Source organism: Enterococcus sp. AZ095b, from assembly GCF_051714725.1.
Classification (GTDB): Bacteria; Bacillota; Bacilli; order Lactobacillales; family Enterococcaceae; genus Enterococcus_B; species Enterococcus_B pernyi.
Genome location: NZ_JBIOSL010000001.1, coordinates 2,767,501 through 2,785,136, shown reverse-complemented (window position 1 = coordinate 2,785,136; position 17,636 = coordinate 2,767,501). Strand labels below are relative to the sequence as shown.

The following is a 17,636-nucleotide window of genomic DNA, read 5'->3' as shown; positions in this document are numbered from 1 at the left end:
AGCCTGCTGTCACGCTATTTGGTTACAAAATATAACAGATAACAAGGTTGTACCATATGTAAAAGCTTACATGTGCGTTATTTCACTATTTAGCAAAACCAATGATTTCATTAGTTTTGAATTATAATTTTAATCATTTTTTCATTTATTAAGTTTCTCTTTTTAGCTGTAACAAAGGATTGTGTGTTATACTAATAGGAGCTAAAATAATAAAAAAATCGAGTCAAAGACTGGACCGCCTATGAGCAGTCCAGCCTTTTGTGCTGTTTATAAGATTGGATGAGCGCAGAAATGAAAATGATCGTAGGGCTTGGAAACCCAGGAAAGAAATATGAACATACAAAGCATAACGTTGGATTTATGGTGGTGGATCGTTTGGCTGAAAAACACCAAGCGACCTTTAAGAAAAACACATTTGAAGCAGAAGTAGCTGAATTTTTCCACAAAGGTGAGAAAATTTTATTAGTCAAACCCCAAACATTTATGAATGAATCTGGCCGAGCGGTTGGTCCATTGATGACTTACTTTGGGATTTATCCAGAAGAGTTGGTGGTTGTTTATGATGACCTAGATTTAGCAATCGGTAAAATCCGTTTACGACAAAAAGGAAGTGCAGGCGGACATAATGGGATCAAGAGTATTATCTCTCATTTGGATAGTACGATCTTTGATCGAATAAAAGTTGGTATTGGTCGACCAGAAGGTAAAAAAACAGTCGTCCAACATGTTCTCAGTCCCTTTAGTAAAGAGACGCAACCCTTGATCGAACAAAGCATCGATCAATCAGTCGCTGCTGTTGAATTTCTATTGGATGGCCATTCTTTTATAGATACAATGAATCAATTTAATTAAGAAAGGAGAATGAAACGATGGATATGATCCAATTGATTGGCAAAGATGCTCAAGTGGCTGAATGGTCCATGAATCTTGAACAACGGATGTCTAGACAGTTGATTACAGGTTTAGCTGGATCTGCTAAGACGTTGTTGTTTGCACATGCGTTTAAAAAACTGGATAAAAATCTGATTATCCTGATGCCAAATTTATATTACGTCAACCAATTGGCAGAGGATCTGCAACACGTTCTGCCAGCTGAAAGTATCCACTTATTTCCAGTAGATGAAGTGCTTTCCGCAGAAATGGCTTTTTCTTCTCCTGAAGCTCGGGCTGAACGTGTAGCGACGTTGAATCGTTTGCAACAAGATGAGCCAGGAATCTATCTTCTTCCAGTGGCAGCACTGCACAAACGTCTTCCTGATAAAGAAACATGGAGCAATGCCCAATTACATTGGCAGATTGGCGACGAGATCGCCGTGGACTCATTACCGCAACAACTCGTCTTGATGGGGTATGAGCGGACAGAGATGGTCGCAAAACCTGGGGAATTTAGTATGCGAGGGAGTATTGTCGATATCTATCCTTTGACATTTGAATACCCTGTTCGTGTGGAATTATTTGATGTCGAAATTGATTCCATGAGATACTTCGAAGCTGATACGCAACGATCGATTGAAAAGATCGAAGAAGTGTGGTTGCCACCAACAAGTGAACAAATTTATTCTCAAGAGAATCTGCTTGACGGTATCAACAAAATAGAAAACCTCTTAGAAAAGAAATTAGCAACGACCGCAGAACCTACTGAACGACAATTTTTGCATGACTATTTCGGTCAGTTGATCTCGGAGTGGCAACGTAATGTCCCGACAGACCAAGCGAAGTTCTATGCGGATCTTTTGTATCCTGAACATTTATCGATTTTGGATTATTTTCCCCAAGATAGCTTGCTGATTGTGGACGATTACCAACGAATCATGGAAACGAATCGCGAAATGGAGAGAGAAGCAGCGGAATGGCATACACAAAAAATCAGTGAGTTACGCGTATTCTCTGAACAACAATTTGTGGCAGACGTACATGGGATCATCCAAAAAGAAAAATTTGCGACCACTTTTTTCTCTTTATTCCAAAAAGGAATGGGAAATCTCAGGTTCCAAGCACTTTACCAGTTCCAGTATCGCACGATGCAACAGTTCTTTGGACAAATGCCATTGCTGAAAACGGAAATGGATCGTTGGCGCAAACAAGAGCAGACAGTCGTCATCTTCATTCCAACGAAAGAACGTATCCGTAAGGCGGAACAAATGTTGCGTGACGAAGACATATTAGTGGTAGAAACAGAAGCAGACCAACTGATCAAAGGACAAGTCCAATTAGTCGAAGGCGCATTGATGACAGGTTTTGAGTTGCCGCAAGAAAAAATCGTAACGATCACGGAAAAAGAGATTTTTCAAAAGACAACAAAAAAACAGACACGTCGTCAAACGGTAACGAATGCAGAACGACTAAAAAGCTACAACGAATTAAAAGCTGGAGATTACGTTGTCCATGCGAATCATGGGATCGGGAAATATATCGGTATGGAAACCTTAGAGGTCGACGGTGTCCACCAAGATTATATGACGATCATTTATCAAAATGATGATAAGCTATTTATTCCTGTCACGCAGTTGAATTTGATCCAAAAATATGTAGCTTCGGAATCGAAAACACCACGAATCAACAAACTCGGTGGTAGTGAATGGACGAAAACGAAACGTAAGATCTCCTCAAAAATCGAAGATATTGCGGATGACTTGATCCAATTGTATGCGGTCAGAGAAGCAGAAAAAGGATACGCATTTGGTCCGGATGACTCTTATCAAAAAGAATTTGAGAATGCTTTTCCATATTCGGAAACAGATGACCAACTCCGAAGTGCGGCGGAAATCAAACGAGATATGGAAAAAGAAAAACCGATGGATCGTTTACTTGTGGGGGACGTCGGCTATGGGAAAACAGAAGTTGCGCTACGTGCCGCTTTTAAAGCAGTCAAAGAAAGTAAACAAGTGGCATTTCTTGTGCCGACAACAATCTTGGCGCAACAACATTACGAAACGATGTTGGAACGATTTGAGGGATTCCCAGTGAATGTTGGTTTGCTGAGTCGTTTCCGAACAAAGAAACAACAAAAAGAAACGATCGAAGAATTACGAACAGGACAACTAGATATTGTTGTGGGTACTCATCGTGTATTGTCAAAAGATATTGAATTTAGTGATTTAGGACTATTAATCGTTGATGAAGAACAACGTTTCGGTGTAAAACACAAAGAACGTTTGAAACAATTGCGTGCGCAAGTGGATGTGCTGACTTTGACAGCGACACCTATTCCGCGAACGCTGCATATGTCGATGCTAGGCGTACGGGATCTATCGGTGATTGAAACACCACCGGCGAATCGGTATCCGATCCAAACATATGTGATGGAAAAAAATCCAGGTGCGATCCGAGAAGCGATTCAGCGAGAGATGGGACGTGGGGGACAAGTTTTCTACTTATATAATCGTGTAGAAACGATTGAACGTAAAGTAGAAGAAATCCAAGCATTAGTTCCCGAAGCGAGAATCGCCTATGCGCATGGACAGATGACGGAAGTCCAACTAGAAAACACATTATTCGACTTTATCGAGGGACAGTATGATGTCTTAGTGACGACGACGATCATCGAAACTGGTGTGGATATTCCAAATGCAAACACACTCTTCGTAGAAAATGCCGATTATATGGGACTCTCTACGCTTTACCAATTACGAGGACGTGTCGGACGAAGCAATCGTGTCGCTTATGCTTATTTTATGTACGAACAGCAAAAAATCCTTAATGAAGTCAGCGAAAAGCGTCTTCAAGCAATCAAAGACTTTACGGAATTGGGTTCAGGATTTAAAATCGCGATGCGAGATTTATCGATCCGTGGTGCTGGTAACTTGCTAGGGGCGCAACAACATGGATTTATCGATGCTGTTGGTTTTGATATGTACTCTCAAATGTTGAGTGAGGCAGTCGCTCGTAAACAAGGTAAAAATCAGCAAATAGAAAAAACTTCTGTGGAGATCGATCTAGGCGTCGATGCCTATCTACCAGAAAGTTATGTGTCAGATCAACGCCAAAAAATCGAAATCTATAAACGGATTCGCGAATTGGATTCACAAGAGATGTTGGAAGAATTAGAAGCAGATCTACTGGATCGTTTTGGTGAATATCCTGAAGAAGTCGCGCATTTGTTGACGATTGGACAAATCAAAATGGATGGCGATCGTGCATTGCTAGAGATGATTCGTAAGCAACAACAAACCATCGTGTTCAAGTTGAGCAAAGTGGGAACAAAACGCTACACGGTTGAACAATTATTTGAAGCGCTGACTGCCACAAAATTAAAAGCAGGACTTGGTGTGGAAAAAGAACAAATGATGATTCGTTTGACCTTGCCACCTCAAACAACGACTGCTGTTTGGTTGCAAGAAATCCAACAATTTGTCAAAGCATTGCGCGAACAGAAATATGCGACTGCATAGGAAGGGGCTGAACCTTTGGATCATAAAGAAATGCGTCAAGTGATGCATGGTGCCTTTGTGTTGACGCTTGCCTCCTTTATAGCAAAAGTCCTCAGCGCACTCTATCGGATTCCATTGCAAAACTTAGTGGGCGATGAAGGTTTTTATGTTTATCAACAAGTTTATCCTATTTATGGTATTGCGATGACACTCGCTTTGTCGGGGCTACCCCAGTTTATCTCTAAATATGTAGCAGAAAAAAAAGACCCTTTCGAACAAAGACAAGCATTGAAAAATCTTTATCCCCTTGTTTTTTGGTCAGGCTTTTTACTCTGGCTCTTCGTATTTTCATTTAGTCACTGGATCGCTCTTATGATGGGGGATCAACAACTGATGCCGTTGATTCGGATCGTCTCCTTCACGTTTTTGTTGATGCCAGGACTATCTTATTATCGTGGAAATTTTCAAGGTCGATTTTTAATGGAGCCCACAGCGGTTTCGCAAGTCGTGGAACAAATTGTTCGTGTAGCAATCATTGTTTTTAGCGCAATTGCCTTTAAGCGATTAGGCTGGACAGTCTATCAAACAGGCACAGCGGCAATGAGTGGCGCAGTATTTGGTGGCGTATGTGCATATGGTGTACTGTACTATTATGAACAAAAAATCCATGGTGGTGCATTGAGCTTCCGCCACTTTCCGATTTTAAGAAGGCCAGCGAAATCACTCGTACGCCGTTTCTTGATTGAAGGGGGATTAGTCTCCATTTATAGTGGTCTATTGATCTTCTTCCAATTGATTGATTCTTTTTTTGTTAAGAATGCGTTACAAATCTATGGTTTATCTGAGCAAGCATCTAAAATAGCTAAAGGAGTATATGATCGTGGGCAACCGTTAGTTCAATTAGGATTAGTTATTGCTACAGCTTTAAGTGCTACGTTCTTACCCGCATTGACACGCTACCTAACGAGTGCAGTCAAAGGACAATTTTATTCCACAGCAAAAATTTACTTGCGTCTGACGACTGCATTAGCATTGGCAGCTTCAGTAGGATTAGCTGTATTGTTGCCTTATATCAATTACGCATTGTTTAAAGATTATGCTGGGAATATGACACTAGTTCTATTTGTTTTTTCCATTGGACTAACTGCAATTATTCAAGCGTACCAAAGCATTGCTCAAAGTAAAAACTCTTTCCGCCCCTCACTAAAGGGTGCTGGTTGGGGCTTGCTTGCTAAAGCTTTAGCTACACCGCTTCTCACGAGTTATTTAGGAACAGTCGGTGCTAGTTTATCGACATTACTTGGACTATCAGTGACTTTATGGTATTTTGTCCGTACTGAAACTCCAGCAATCAATAGTTTTTGGCACGAACGAAAATTTGGTAAGAAATTGATCCAATGTTTAGGTTGGATGGTCTTAGCGTTGTTTGTGTATTATGGCTTCTTAAACTTATTGTTTGGTCCAGTGAGCCATCGCTCGACTGCTCTTTTTGCCAGCCTAGGCGGTGTCATTATAGGCGTAGTCACATTTGTATATGCAGTGATCTGGACAAAATTATTTACGATCCGTGAATGGCTGTTACTGCCATTTGGTAAGAAAATCTTACGTTTGAAAAAAATAAAAAAAGAAAAGTGAGGACATGAGATGCGACTAGATAAATTTTTAAAAATCTCGCGAATCATCAAGCGCCGATCTGTCGCTAAGGAAGTGGCGGATAAAGGACGAATCAAAATCAATGGCAAACTAGCGAAATCTTCCAGTGATGTCAAGGTTGGAGACCAATTGGACATCCAATTTGGCAACAAGACGATGGAAATCAAGGTAGCAGAGTTGCATGAGTCAACAAAAAAAGAAGATGCACAAAAAATGTATGAAGTCTTGTCAGAAACACGAGTACAAAACACAAGCGAAATAGATTAGACAAGCATTCAGGATGTTGGTATAATAAAGAATGACAATCAAAAAAGATTGGAGCGAATACAGGTGGCAAACAAAAGCAATAAAATCGCTGCACTAGACACAGAGTATGCAAAGAAAAAATATGTCGAATTTCAACAACAACAACGCCAATTGATTTTTCGTAGACGCAGGTTAGCAGCCATCTTTTTAGGTGCTTTGGTCATTTTCGCTGTAATAGGTTTCCAAATTTTTAATGATATGCAACGAATGAATCATTTAAATGAATTAAAAGTCGAAGCAGATACAGAGTTACAACAAATCAATAAAGATGTAGACCAACTCACAGAAGACGTGAAATTGCTTAAAGATGAAGATTACGTAGCAAAACTTGCTAGAAGCAAATTTTTCTATTCAAAAGAAGGGGAGCAAGTCTACCCGATACTTGAATCTACGACAGATAATTCAGCAGACACCGATGAACAAACAACGAGTTCAACAACTGCCCAATAAGCAGTAATATAAAAAAAGGGAAATAATTAGGAGGAACATTTTTTTTATGTCAATCGAGGTAGGAGCAAAACTGCAAGGAAAAGTTTCAGGAATCACAAATTTTGGCGCATTTATTGATTTAGGAGCTGGCAAAACAGGGTTAGTTCATATCAGTGAAGTATCAAACGGTTATATCAAGGATATTCATGATGTATTGAGCGTTGGTGATGAGGTAACAGTCAAAGTCATTACAGTCAATGATGATGGGAAAATCGGTTTATCTATCCGCAAAGCACAAGAGCAACCAGTAGAAACTAATGATGAAAATCGTCAAAAGAGATATCCACAAAAAGAAACTCGAGATAATCGAGGACGCGCACCGCAGAAAAAATCTTTTTCTCGCAGCCAACCTTCCAATACAAAAGAAGACTTCGATTCATTGATGAGCTCATTTTTAAAAGATAGCGATGATCGATTGACTTCCTTAAAACGCAACACAGAAGGAAAACGCGGAGGCCGTGGCGGTCGCCGTAGCTAAGCTAAGCGAAATTGAAGGGCAGGCAATTGTCACAGACTTTTGTCCGCTCTTTTTATTTTGTAAAAGGATGTGACACCAATGGATAGAAGAGCAAGTCAGTTTAAACAAGCATTTATAAAAAGAGGCTTACGCCGTGGCTATCTGTCTGAACATGCGAAAATACTAGTTGCTGTTTCCGGTGGGGTAGACTCGATGGTTTTACTCGATTGCTTAATGACCGCCCAAAAACAAATTGGCTTTCGGTTAGGGGTTGTCCATATCGATCATCGCTTACGGAGCGTTTCTGCGGATGAAGCAGCCTATCTTGCTGACTTTTGCGATAAAAACAATCTTACTTTCCACTTAAAAGTATGGGAGAATCCCGCGGAACAAGGAATTGAAACGGCTGCTCGAGCTTTTCGGTATGAGAAATTTGATGAGATCGTACGAGATTATCATTATGATACATTGATGACAGCGCATCATGGGGATGATCAAATGGAAACGATTTTGATGAAAATCATTCGTGGTGGGCAGCTAGGTACGTATGCGGGAATCAAGGAAACGCAACCTTTTGCTGGTGGGCGACTTATTCGACCGTTGTTGTCATTTAGTAAAGAACAATTGTATGCGTATGCGGAAGCAGAAGATTTACCTTTTTTTGAGGACCATACCAATCAGGAACTAACTGTCCAACGTAATCGACTGCGTCATTTAGTCGTACCACAATTGAAAAAAGAAAATACCCAAGCGATGGCTCATTTCCAAAAATTCTCGCAACAAATCCAATGGGCAGAACAATTTATCCGAAAAAATACTCATCAGATGATCACGGAACATCTTACGTATAGAGAAGAGCGCTTATCTATTCCGTGGAAGGTGATCGAAAGTTTGGAATCTTTTGAACGTTATTTCTTCTTTTACACGTTCTTTGATTACGTTTTTCCAATTACGAAAGTGACGATCAAAGAAAAACAGATTGACACGTTGTTACAACAATGTGAACAAGCCGCAGGACAATGGCAGATTGATCTGGGCAAACGCTGGGTGATCGAACGTTCCTATGAAGTACTTTATCTTTATGAAAGAAAAAAGGAACGATCAACCAACCACCAAAATACTCCGTTAAAAATCATACCGAATCAATCCATTCAGTTAGGAGAGTCGGAATGGTTAGGGATCTACACACCCGACCAACTTCCAGATTGGAAATTGGATGAAACAGGTGAAATCTTCACTCATGATCTATGGTTATCCGCCGAACAATCGCTTTGGGTCGATCGGCGAAAACCGGGAGATCGTATCCAATTGACGGAGACGTTGAACAAAAGAGTGTCAAGATATTTTATCGATAAAAAAATATCTGTTGCACAACGAAAAAATTCATGGGTTATTATAGATGAAGGGAGAAATCTATGGAGTCTAGTCCCTTTTGTCCATTCTTATTTGAGTATTGGTGTAGAAACTGATAAAATACACTACATACTTCTTTACAAATATCAAAAAGAAGCAATTGGAAGGAGAACCTGATGTTAGAAAAAGATATCGAGAGAGTATTGATCACGCAAGAAGAGATACAAGTTCGTTGTAAAGAACTAGGAAAAGAGTTAACTGAAAATTATCAAGATAAAAATCCGTTGGTTGTTGGTGTATTGAAAGGTGCTGTCCCATTCATGGCAGACATTATCCGTTCGATCGATGCTTACCTAGAATTGGATTTTATGGATGTTTCAAGTTACGGTAACGCAACTGTTTCATCAGGTGAAGTAAAAATCGTAAAAGACTTGGATACGAATGTGGAAGGCCGTGATTTATTGATTGTCGAAGACATTATTGATAGCGGAAGAACACTTGCTTATTTAGTCGATCTATTCAAATACCGTAAAGCAAACTCAGTCAAAATCGTGACACTCCTTGATAAGCCCGAAGGCAGAGTCGTAGATATCGAAGCGGATTACATTGGTTTCAATGTGCCAAACGAGTTTGTGGTAGGTTATGGATTAGATTATGCAGAAGCCTATCGAAATCTTCCATACATCGGTGTACTAAAACCGAGCGTTTATCAATCAAATTAATCATCTATCTCTCATAAATTATGTTACAATAGTATGGTCAGGATTGATAAAAGATTTATCAAGTAAAAATAACGCATAGGGAGGACAACTATGAACAAAAAAAACAATGGCATGATGAAAAATGCCTTGTATTATGTCCTCGTAATCTTAGCGATGGTAATGGTCGTCTACTTTATTTTTGGTAACAATGGCCAACGGTCGTCAGATATCGAGTACTCAAAATTCACTGAACAATTACAAGAAGGCAAAATCAAAAACTTTGAGGTGCAACCTGCTAATGGTGTGTATAAGATCTCAGGTGAATACAAAGAACAACAGACAGTTGCAAATAGTGGTGGTCTATCGATTCTAGGTACTACTGAGACATCAACTACGCACTTCACTACGATTATTTTGCCAAACGATACAACATTGAGCCAAGTCACAGAGTTGGCAAAAGACAACAACGTAGCAACTACGATCAGAGAAGAATCAAGTAGCGGCGTATGGGTATCACTCCTATTAAGCTTCTTGCCAATCGTGATCATCGTCTTCTTCTTCTATATGATGATGGGACAACAAGGTGGCGGCGGAGGCGGCGGAGGCCGTGTGATGAACTTTGGGAAATCCAAAGCAAAAGAAGCCGACAAAAAAGCAAATCGCGTTCGTTTCTCTGATGTAGCGGGTGCGGAAGAAGAAAAGCAAGAACTTGTCGAAGTCGTTGAGTTCCTAAAAGATCCAAGACGCTTCATTGAATTAGGCGCACGTATTCCAGCCGGAGTTCTCTTAGAAGGACCTCCAGGAACTGGTAAAACGTTGCTTGCCAAAGCAGTTGCTGGTGAAGCTGGCGTACCATTCTACTCTATTTCGGGTTCAGACTTTGTTGAAATGTTTGTTGGGGTCGGTGCAAGCCGAGTTCGTGACTTATTTGAAACTGCGAAAAAGAATGCTCCAGCAATCATCTTTATTGATGAAATCGATGCTGTCGGTCGTCAACGTGGCGCTGGTATGGGTGGCGGACACGATGAACGTGAACAAACACTGAACCAATTGCTTGTTGAAATGGATGGATTCGATGGAAATGAAGGCGTGATCGTGATTGCAGCGACAAACCGTTCAGACGTATTAGATCCAGCCTTGCTTCGTCCAGGACGTTTTGACCGTCAAATTTTAGTTGGTCGTCCAGATGTCAAAGGCCGTGAAGCGATTTTACGAGTTCACGCAAGAAACAAACCAATTGCTGACGATGTTGATTTGAAAGTCGTAGCACAACAAACACCAGGTTTTGCTGGTGCGGATTTAGAAAACGTCTTAAACGAAGCAGCATTAGTAGCTGCTCGTCGAAACAAGAAAAAAATCGATGCTTCTGATATCGATGAAGCAGAAGACCGCGTGATTGCTGGACCAGCCAAGAAAGACCGTGTCATCAGCAAACGCGAACGCGAAATGGTCGCTTACCATGAAGCAGGTCATACGATCGTTGGGCTTGTCTTGAGTCGTGCCCGTGTCGTTCATAAAGTAACAATCATCCCGCGTGGACGTGCTGGTGGATATATGATCGCTTTACCAAAAGAAGATCAATTCTTAATGACAAAAGAAGATATGTTTGAACAAATCGTTGGATTACTAGGTGGACGTACCGCAGAAGAAATCATCTTCAACGTTCAATCTACTGGTGCATCAAATGACTTTGAACAAGCAACAGCACTAGCAAGAAGTATGGTTACAGAGTATGGGATGAGTGATCGCTTAGGTCCTGTCCAATATGAAGGAAACCACCAAGTATTCGTAGGCCGTGACTATGGTCAAACGAAAGCATACTCAGAACAAGTTGCTTTTGAAATTGACCAAGAAGTACGCAAGATCTTGATGGAAGCACATCAAAAAGCACATGAAATCATCGAAGCACACCGTGCGCAACACAAACTGATCGCAGAAAAACTGCTTGAATTTGAAACATTGGATGCCAAAGCAATCAAATCTCTCTTTGAAAAAGGTGTAATGCCTGAAGGAGCAGAATCGGCAGACTTCCCTAGTGAAAAAGAAGCGCAAACGTTTGAAGAAGCAAAACGTGCACTAGAAGAAAAAGATGCGGAAAAACAAGCAGAAGAAAAACATGAGTTTGATGAAGCGAAAAAAGAGTTGAATGATGAGAATCAATCGACTTCAACGGATGAACAAAATCATTCAGATGATCAAAATAGATAAAGAAAGCAGCTGTGACGAAAGTCGCAGCTCTTTTTTTGTGTCTGACAATTAAAATAGAAACGTAGAATTTACAAATTCAAAAGTTGAAAAATTTGGAAGTTACTAGTATGATTCACTATGAGTTTTAAAATCGGGAAATGAGGTTACATACAAATGGAAGATTATTTAGTAAAGGCATTAGCCAATGACGGGTTTGTTCGAGCATATGCTGTTCGTGCAACCAATACTGTCGCAGAAGCGCAGCAACACCATGATACTTGGCATACATCATCAGCAGCATTAGGCCGTGCATTAGTTGGCAGTCTGCTGCTAGGTGCGACAGTTAAAGGAGAAGACAAATTAACAGTACGCATCCAAGGCGATGGCCCTGCAGGTGGGATCGTTGTTGATGCGAATGGTAAAGGTGATGTCAAAGGGTACATCAAAAATCCACACCTGAGTTTACCGCTGAACGCAGAAGGAAAAATCGATGTACGTGGAGCAGTAGGGACACAAGGGATGTTCAGTGTGACAAAAGATCTAGGGTTAAAAGAACCTTTTTCAGGACAAACACCGATTGTATCTGGTGAACTAGCTGAAGATTTCACGTACTATTTAGCGATTTCAGAACAAATCCCTTCAGCTGTAGGGCTAAGCGTCTTAGTCAATACGGATGATACCATCAAAACAGCGGGTGGTTTTATGATCCAGATCATGCCAGGAGCAGACGAAGAAACGATTGTGAAAATCGAAGAGCAACTGAAAACAACACCACGTATTTCTACACTCTTAGATGAAGGGTTGACACCTGAAGAAATCTTGCATGGATTGTTAGGAACAGACGAATTGCAAGTACTAGAAAAAATGCCTGTGCAGTTTAAATGTGATTGTTCGAAAGAAAAGTTTGGCGAAGCAATCATTGCTTTAGGCGCAGCAGAAATCCAAGCAATGATCGATGAAGACCATGGCGCAGAAGCAGTTTGCTCATTTTGTAATAGTAAGTATACCTACACAGAAGATGACCTAGCAGCATTGAAGACAGAAGCCTTGGGAGGATTATAAGTGGATCACACATGGAAAATCGGGAACGTTGAAATACCGAATCGCGTTGTTGTAGCACCAATGGCAGGGATCACGAACGCCGCATTTCGTGTAACCGTCAAAGAATTTGGTGCAGGAATGGTCGTTTGCGAGATGATCAGTGACCAAGGTATTCATTTCCGCAACAAAAAAACATTGGAAATGCTGCATATCGACGAAACGGAGCATCCATTAAGTTTGCAAATATTTGGTGGGAACAAAGACACACTAGTAGAAGCAGCACAGTTTGTTGAGAAACATACTACAGCAGATATCATTGATATCAATATGGGATGCCCAGTCAATAAAATCATCAAAGCTGAAGCAGGTGCAAAATGGTTATTAGATCCTGATAAAGTCTATGAAATGGTTCATGCAGTTGCATCGGCAGTTGATGTGCCAGTTACTGTGAAAATGCGTATTGGTTGGGACGAAGAACATGTTTTTGCTGTCGAAAACGCATTAGCCGCTCAAGCAGCTGGAGCCGGTGCAGTAGCCATGCACGGACGAACACGTGTGCAAATGTATGAAGGAAAAGCCAATTGGGAAGTGTTAAAGGAAGTCAAAAAACATCTAACGATCCCTTTTATGGGGAACGGGGACGTCAAAACGCCAGAAGATGCAAAACGCATGTTGGAATACGTGGGTGCCGATGGCGTCATGATCGGCCGCGCTGCTTTAGGGAATCCTTGGATGATCCATCGGACACAACATTATTTAGAAACTGGAGAGCTGATTCCGGAACCAACCGCACGCGAAAAAATCGCTACTGCAAAATTACATCTAGAACGTTTAGTTGATTTAAAAGGAGAAACCATCGCCTGTCGTGAGTTTCGGACTCACGCTTCCTACTATCTAAAAGGTATCTCACGTGCAGCCAAGATCAAATTAGCGATCAATAAGACTGAGAAACAGCATGAAATCAATGAACTGCTTGACCAATTGGTTGAAAAAAGTGAAAAATTATCACTTCAATCTTAGGAAGTTATTCTAAGTTTTTTGCGAAATTCAAGCCGAAACACTAAGTTCGGCTTGCTTTTTTTGCGTTTCATTGGCATTATAAGGAAGAGAATAAGATGAGAATGGAGGAACTTTTGTGACTGAGGAACAACAAAATCAATTAGAAGATTTAAACGATCAAATGATTGTTCGTCGTGAAAAAATGGAGCAATTGAGAGAAAATGGGATCGATCCATTTGGTAAGCGATTTGAGCGTACACATAATTCCCAAGAATTGCACGAATTATTTGATCCACGTACAAAAGAAGAATTGGCGGAGATGGCATTGACAGCGAGTGTTGCTGGCCGTATGATGACACGCCGTGGAAAAGGTAAAGCTGGATTTGCCCATCTGCAAGACAGAGAAGGCCAAATCCAAATCTACGTACGCAAAGACCGAGTAGGTGAAGAAGCTTATGAAGTATTCAAACATGCTGACTTAGGAGATTTCTTTGGCGTAACTGGAGAAATCATGAAAACTGATACAGGTGAGGTATCGATCAAAGCCTCTGAAATCGTCATCTTATCAAAAGCACTTCGTCCATTACCAGATAAATATCATGGATTAACGAACATCGAGCAACGATACAGACAGCGTTACCTTGATTTAGTAAGTAATAGAGATAGTTTTGACCGCTTCATGAAACGCAGTCAAATCATTAGTGAGATCCGTCGCTATTTAGATGGGAACGGCTATATCGAAGTTGAAACACCAGTCTTGCATAATGAAGCCGGTGGAGCAGCAGCACGTCCGTTTATCACACATCACAATGCGTTAGATATGGATCTATATCTACGTATTGCGCTAGAACTTCATTTGAAACGTCTGATCGTTGGTGGTATGGAAAAAGTTTATGAGATCGGCCGTGTATTCCGTAATGAAGGAATTGATACGACCCATAACCCTGAGTTCACGATGCTTGAAGCATACACTGCATATACTGATTTTCAAGATGTGATGAACTTGACAGAAGGTATCATCCGTAATGCAGCTGAAAAAGTATTAGGAACAGCTAAAATCACTTATGCAGGTCAAGCAGTTGACTTAGAGAGTGATTTCAAACGTGTGCATATGGTCGATGCAATCAAAGAGCATACAGGTGTTGATTTCTGGAAAGAAATGACCTTAGAAGAAGCACTAGCGATTGCAAAAGAACACCAAGTTGAAGTGACAGAAGCAATGGGTGTTGGTCACGTCATCAATGAATTCTTTGAAGCGTTTGTGGAAGAAACCTTAGTGCAACCTACTTTTGTCTATGGACATCCAGTAGAAGTTTCTCCATTGGCGAAGAAAAATCCTGAAGACCCACGTTTTACTGACCGTTTCGAATTGTTCATCACAGGTAAAGAATTTGCTAATGCCTTTACTGAGCTGAATGATCCAATCGATCAAAGAGAACGTTTTGAAGCGCAAGAAAAAGAACGCGAGCTTGGAAACGATGAAGCACATGGTTTAGACGAAGACTTCTTAGAAGCGCTAGAATATGGTATGCCACCAACTGGCGGACTAGGTATCGGAATCGACCGTCTAGTCATGCTATTGACCGATGCTCAATCGATCCGTGACGTATTACTGTTCCCAACCATGCGTTAAATCTGAGACATAAATAGAAACAACCTGTTCAGGGAACCAAACCGACAATAGCCAGAAATGATTTTTATTTCTAGCTACTGTCGGTTTATTTTTTAGAGAAAAAAATGAGATAACTTTGCTTGAAATCTGGTTCTATATTTAAGACTTTATTGAAACTAATTTTTAAGTAAATGCGTATCAATGAACCAATTCAGAGAAAGTTATGGCAAGGGATAAGATAGCTATAAAAAAAGAAAACGGAACCATTAGAAATGGGTCTGCTTTATAGAAGTTTCAGCACAGTTGCAATGGCGAATGATTTATATAGATAAAGGTTTTCAATCTCTTTATACCATGTAAAAAACGAATGTTTATATCGCTTTTTATCATATTAATCGTATAACTAAAAAACTTGAAAAAACACAAAAAAATTCGTTGACCAATAAGATTTTAGTTGGTATATTATTATTTGTTCAAAAGTTAAGTTTCATAACTTCTGAATGATCATAAAAAAGTTCTTGACGTGTGGGACAACACATGATAAGATAACCAAGTCGCTTGTGAACGACAATAGATAAACGTTGATTTCGCAAAGAAAAAAACAAAATTAACTGTTGACAAATAACAAACGATGAGTTATGATAAGTGAGTTGCTAAAACGACCTCGTGAAAAACGAGTTCAAAAAAACTTTTAAAAAATAGTTGACAATCATCCGAGAGTTTGCTAAGATATAAAAGTTGCTACGGCAATCACAAATGATAAGTTGAGACAGTTGTGTTTCAATTATCACGTAGACCTTTGAAAACTGAACAAAGTAAGACAAACCAAATGTGTAGGGCGTCTTGATTCAATTCAAGACAACAAACATTTTTAACAAGCAAGCAATATGCTAGCAAACAATTGAGCTTAACAAATGAACTATATGATGTTCGAAAGTAAATTTCGAACTACAGTTCCACATCAGCTTTCGCTGTGAGGAACTAGCATATTATGAGAGTTTGATCCTGGCTCAGGACGAACGCTGGCGGCGTGCCTAATACATGCAAGTCGAACGCTTCTTTTCCCACCGGAGCTTGCTCCACCGGGAAAAGAGGAGTGGCGAACGGGTGAGTAACACGTGGGTAACCTGCCCATCAGAAGGGGATAACACTTGGAAACAGGTGCTAATACCGTATAACAATCGAAACCGCATGGTTTCGTTTTGAAAGGCGCTTTACGGTGCCGCTGATGGATGGACCCGCGGTGCATTAGCTAGTTGGTGAGGTAACGGCTCACCAAGGCCACGATGCATAGCCGACCTGAGAGGGTGATCGGCCACATTGGGACTGAGACACGGCCCAAACTCCTACGGGAGGCAGCAGTAGGGAATCTTCGGCAATGGACGAAAGTCTGACCGAGCAACGCCGCGTGAGTGAAGAAGGTTTTCGGATCGTAAAACTCTGTTGTTAGAGAAGAACAAGGGTGAGAGTAACTGTTCACCCCTTGACGGTATCTAACCAGAAAGCCACGGCTAACTACGTGCCAGCAGCCGCGGTAATACGTAGGTGGCAAGCGTTGTCCGGATTTATTGGGCGTAAAGCGAGCGCAGGCGGTTTCTTAAGTCTGATGTGAAAGCCCCCGGCTCAACCGGGGAGGGTCATTGGAAACTGGGAGACTTGAGTGCAGAAGAGGAGAGTGGAATTCCATGTGTAGCGGTGAAATGCGTAGATATATGGAGGAACACCAGTGGCGAAGGCGGCTCTCTGGTCTGTAACTGACGCTGAGGCTCGAAAGCGTGGGGAGCAAACAGGATTAGATACCCTGGTAGTCCACGCCGTAAACGATGAGTGCTAAGTGTTGGAGGGTTTCCGCCCTTCAGTGCTGCAGCTAACGCATTAAGCACTCCGCCTGGGGAGTACGACCGCAAGGTTGAAACTCAAAGGAATTGACGGGGGCCCGCACAAGCGGTGGAGCATGTGGTTTAATTCGAAGCAACGCGAAGAACCTTACCAGGTCTTGACATCCTTTGACCACTCTAGAGATAGAGCTTCCCCTTCGGGGGCAAAGTGACAGGTGGTGCATGGTTGTCGTCAGCTCGTGTCGTGAGATGTTGGGTTAAGTCCCGCAACGAGCGCAACCCTTATTGTTAGTTGCCATCATTTAGTTGGGCACTCTAGCAAGACTGCCGGTGACAAACCGGAGGAAGGTGGGGATGACGTCAAATCATCATGCCCCTTATGACCTGGGCTACACACGTGCTACAATGGGAAGTACAACGAGTCGCGAAGTCGCGAGGCTAAGCTAATCTCTTAAAGCTTCTCTCAGTTCGGATTGTAGGCTGCAACTCGCCTACATGAAGCCGGAATCGCTAGTAATCGCGGATCAGCACGCCGCGGTGAATACGTTCCCGGGCCTTGTACACACCGCCCGTCACACCACGAGAGTTTGTAACACCCGAAGTCGGTGAGGTAACCTTTTTGGAGCCAGC

Annotated in this window: 12 protein-coding genes and 1 rRNA gene (1 of these 13 running past the window's edge); all 13 read left to right on the top strand. The window is 41.3% G+C overall.

Annotated elements, in window-relative coordinates:
• Positions 1–291 precede the first annotated feature (291 nt).
• Entirely contained in the window at positions 292–852 is a 561-nt protein-coding gene (gene pth, locus IGJ99_RS13325) for an aminoacyl-tRNA hydrolase (RefSeq protein WP_224434298.1), read from the top strand.
• 17 nt (positions 853–869) lie between these two features.
• A complete protein-coding gene (mfd, locus tag IGJ99_RS13320; RefSeq protein ID WP_153830578.1) occupies positions 870–4,391 on the top strand; it encodes a transcription-repair coupling factor in 3,522 nt (1,173 codons plus the stop codon).
• A gap of 15 nt (positions 4,392–4,406) precedes the next feature.
• A complete protein-coding gene (locus IGJ99_RS13315; RefSeq protein WP_023520496.1) occupies positions 4,407–6,005 on the top strand; it encodes a putative polysaccharide biosynthesis protein in 1,599 nt (532 codons plus the stop codon).
• A gap of 9 nt (positions 6,006–6,014) precedes the next feature.
• Entirely contained in the window at positions 6,015–6,290 is a 276-nt protein-coding gene (locus IGJ99_RS13310) for an RNA-binding S4 domain-containing protein (protein ID WP_019722335.1), read from the top strand.
• 63 nt (positions 6,291–6,353) lie between these two features.
• The gene (locus IGJ99_RS13305; protein WP_010734119.1) at positions 6,354–6,779 is read left to right on the top strand and encodes an FtsB family cell division protein; all 426 of its coding nucleotides are present in this window, start codon (positions 6,354–6,356) and stop codon (positions 6,777–6,779) included.
• 46 nt (positions 6,780–6,825) lie between these two features.
• The gene (locus IGJ99_RS13300) at positions 6,826–7,296 is read left to right on the top strand and encodes a S1 domain-containing RNA-binding protein (RefSeq protein ID WP_010734120.1); all 471 of its coding nucleotides are present in this window, start codon (positions 6,826–6,828) and stop codon (positions 7,294–7,296) included.
• 78 nt (positions 7,297–7,374) lie between these two features.
• Entirely contained in the window at positions 7,375–8,805 is a 1,431-nt protein-coding gene (tilS, locus tag IGJ99_RS13295) for a tRNA lysidine(34) synthetase TilS (RefSeq protein ID WP_010734121.1), read from the top strand.
• The gene (hpt, locus tag IGJ99_RS13290; protein ID WP_010734122.1) at positions 8,805–9,350 is read left to right on the top strand and encodes a hypoxanthine phosphoribosyltransferase; all 546 of its coding nucleotides are present in this window, start codon (positions 8,805–8,807) and stop codon (positions 9,348–9,350) included. The genes tilS and hpt overlap by 1 nt, the downstream gene beginning before the upstream one ends.
• A 90-nt stretch (positions 9,351–9,440) precedes the next feature.
• On the top strand, positions 9,441–11,537 hold the full coding sequence (gene ftsH, locus IGJ99_RS13285; protein ID WP_010734123.1) for an ATP-dependent zinc metalloprotease FtsH: 2,097 nt from the start codon (positions 9,441–9,443) through the stop codon (positions 11,535–11,537).
• 153 nt (positions 11,538–11,690) lie between these two features.
• Positions 11,691–12,578: an Hsp33 family molecular chaperone HslO gene (gene hslO, locus IGJ99_RS13280; RefSeq protein ID WP_438770885.1), complete on the top strand. Its 888-nt coding sequence runs from the start codon at positions 11,691–11,693 to the stop codon at positions 12,576–12,578.
• Complete coding sequence (gene dusB, locus IGJ99_RS13275) at positions 12,579–13,577, top strand: tRNA dihydrouridine synthase DusB (RefSeq protein ID WP_010734125.1); 999 nt, start codon at positions 12,579–12,581, stop codon at positions 13,575–13,577. It begins immediately after the preceding gene.
• 115 nt (positions 13,578–13,692) lie between these two features.
• A complete protein-coding gene (gene lysS, locus IGJ99_RS13270; RefSeq protein WP_010734126.1) occupies positions 13,693–15,189 on the top strand; it encodes a lysine--tRNA ligase in 1,497 nt (498 codons plus the stop codon).
• A 966-nt stretch (positions 15,190–16,155) separates the two neighbouring features.
• Positions 16,156–17,636: ribosomal RNA gene (locus IGJ99_RS13265) — 16S ribosomal RNA — on the top strand (it continues 80 nt past the right edge of the window).

Bases quoted from the DNA above. Each gene is read 5' to 3' on its own strand.
- pth (WP_224434298.1), top strand. From the start codon at position 292: ATGAAAATGATCGTAGGGCTTGGAAACCCAGGAAAGAAATATGAACAT.
- mfd (WP_153830578.1), top strand. From the start codon at position 870: ATGGATATGATCCAATTGATTGGCAAAGATGCTCAAGTGGCTGAATGG.
- IGJ99_RS13310 (WP_019722335.1), top strand. From the start codon at position 6,015: ATGCGACTAGATAAATTTTTAAAAATCTCGCGAATCATCAAGCGCCGA.
- IGJ99_RS13300 (WP_010734120.1), top strand. From the start codon at position 6,826: ATGTCAATCGAGGTAGGAGCAAAACTGCAAGGAAAAGTTTCAGGAATC.
- tilS (WP_010734121.1), top strand. From the start codon at position 7,375: ATGGATAGAAGAGCAAGTCAGTTTAAACAAGCATTTATAAAAAGAGGC.
- hpt (WP_010734122.1), top strand. From the start codon at position 8,805: ATGTTAGAAAAAGATATCGAGAGAGTATTGATCACGCAAGAAGAGATA.
- ftsH (WP_010734123.1), top strand. From the start codon at position 9,441: ATGAACAAAAAAAACAATGGCATGATGAAAAATGCCTTGTATTATGTC.
- hslO (WP_438770885.1), top strand. From the start codon at position 11,691: ATGGAAGATTATTTAGTAAAGGCATTAGCCAATGACGGGTTTGTTCGA.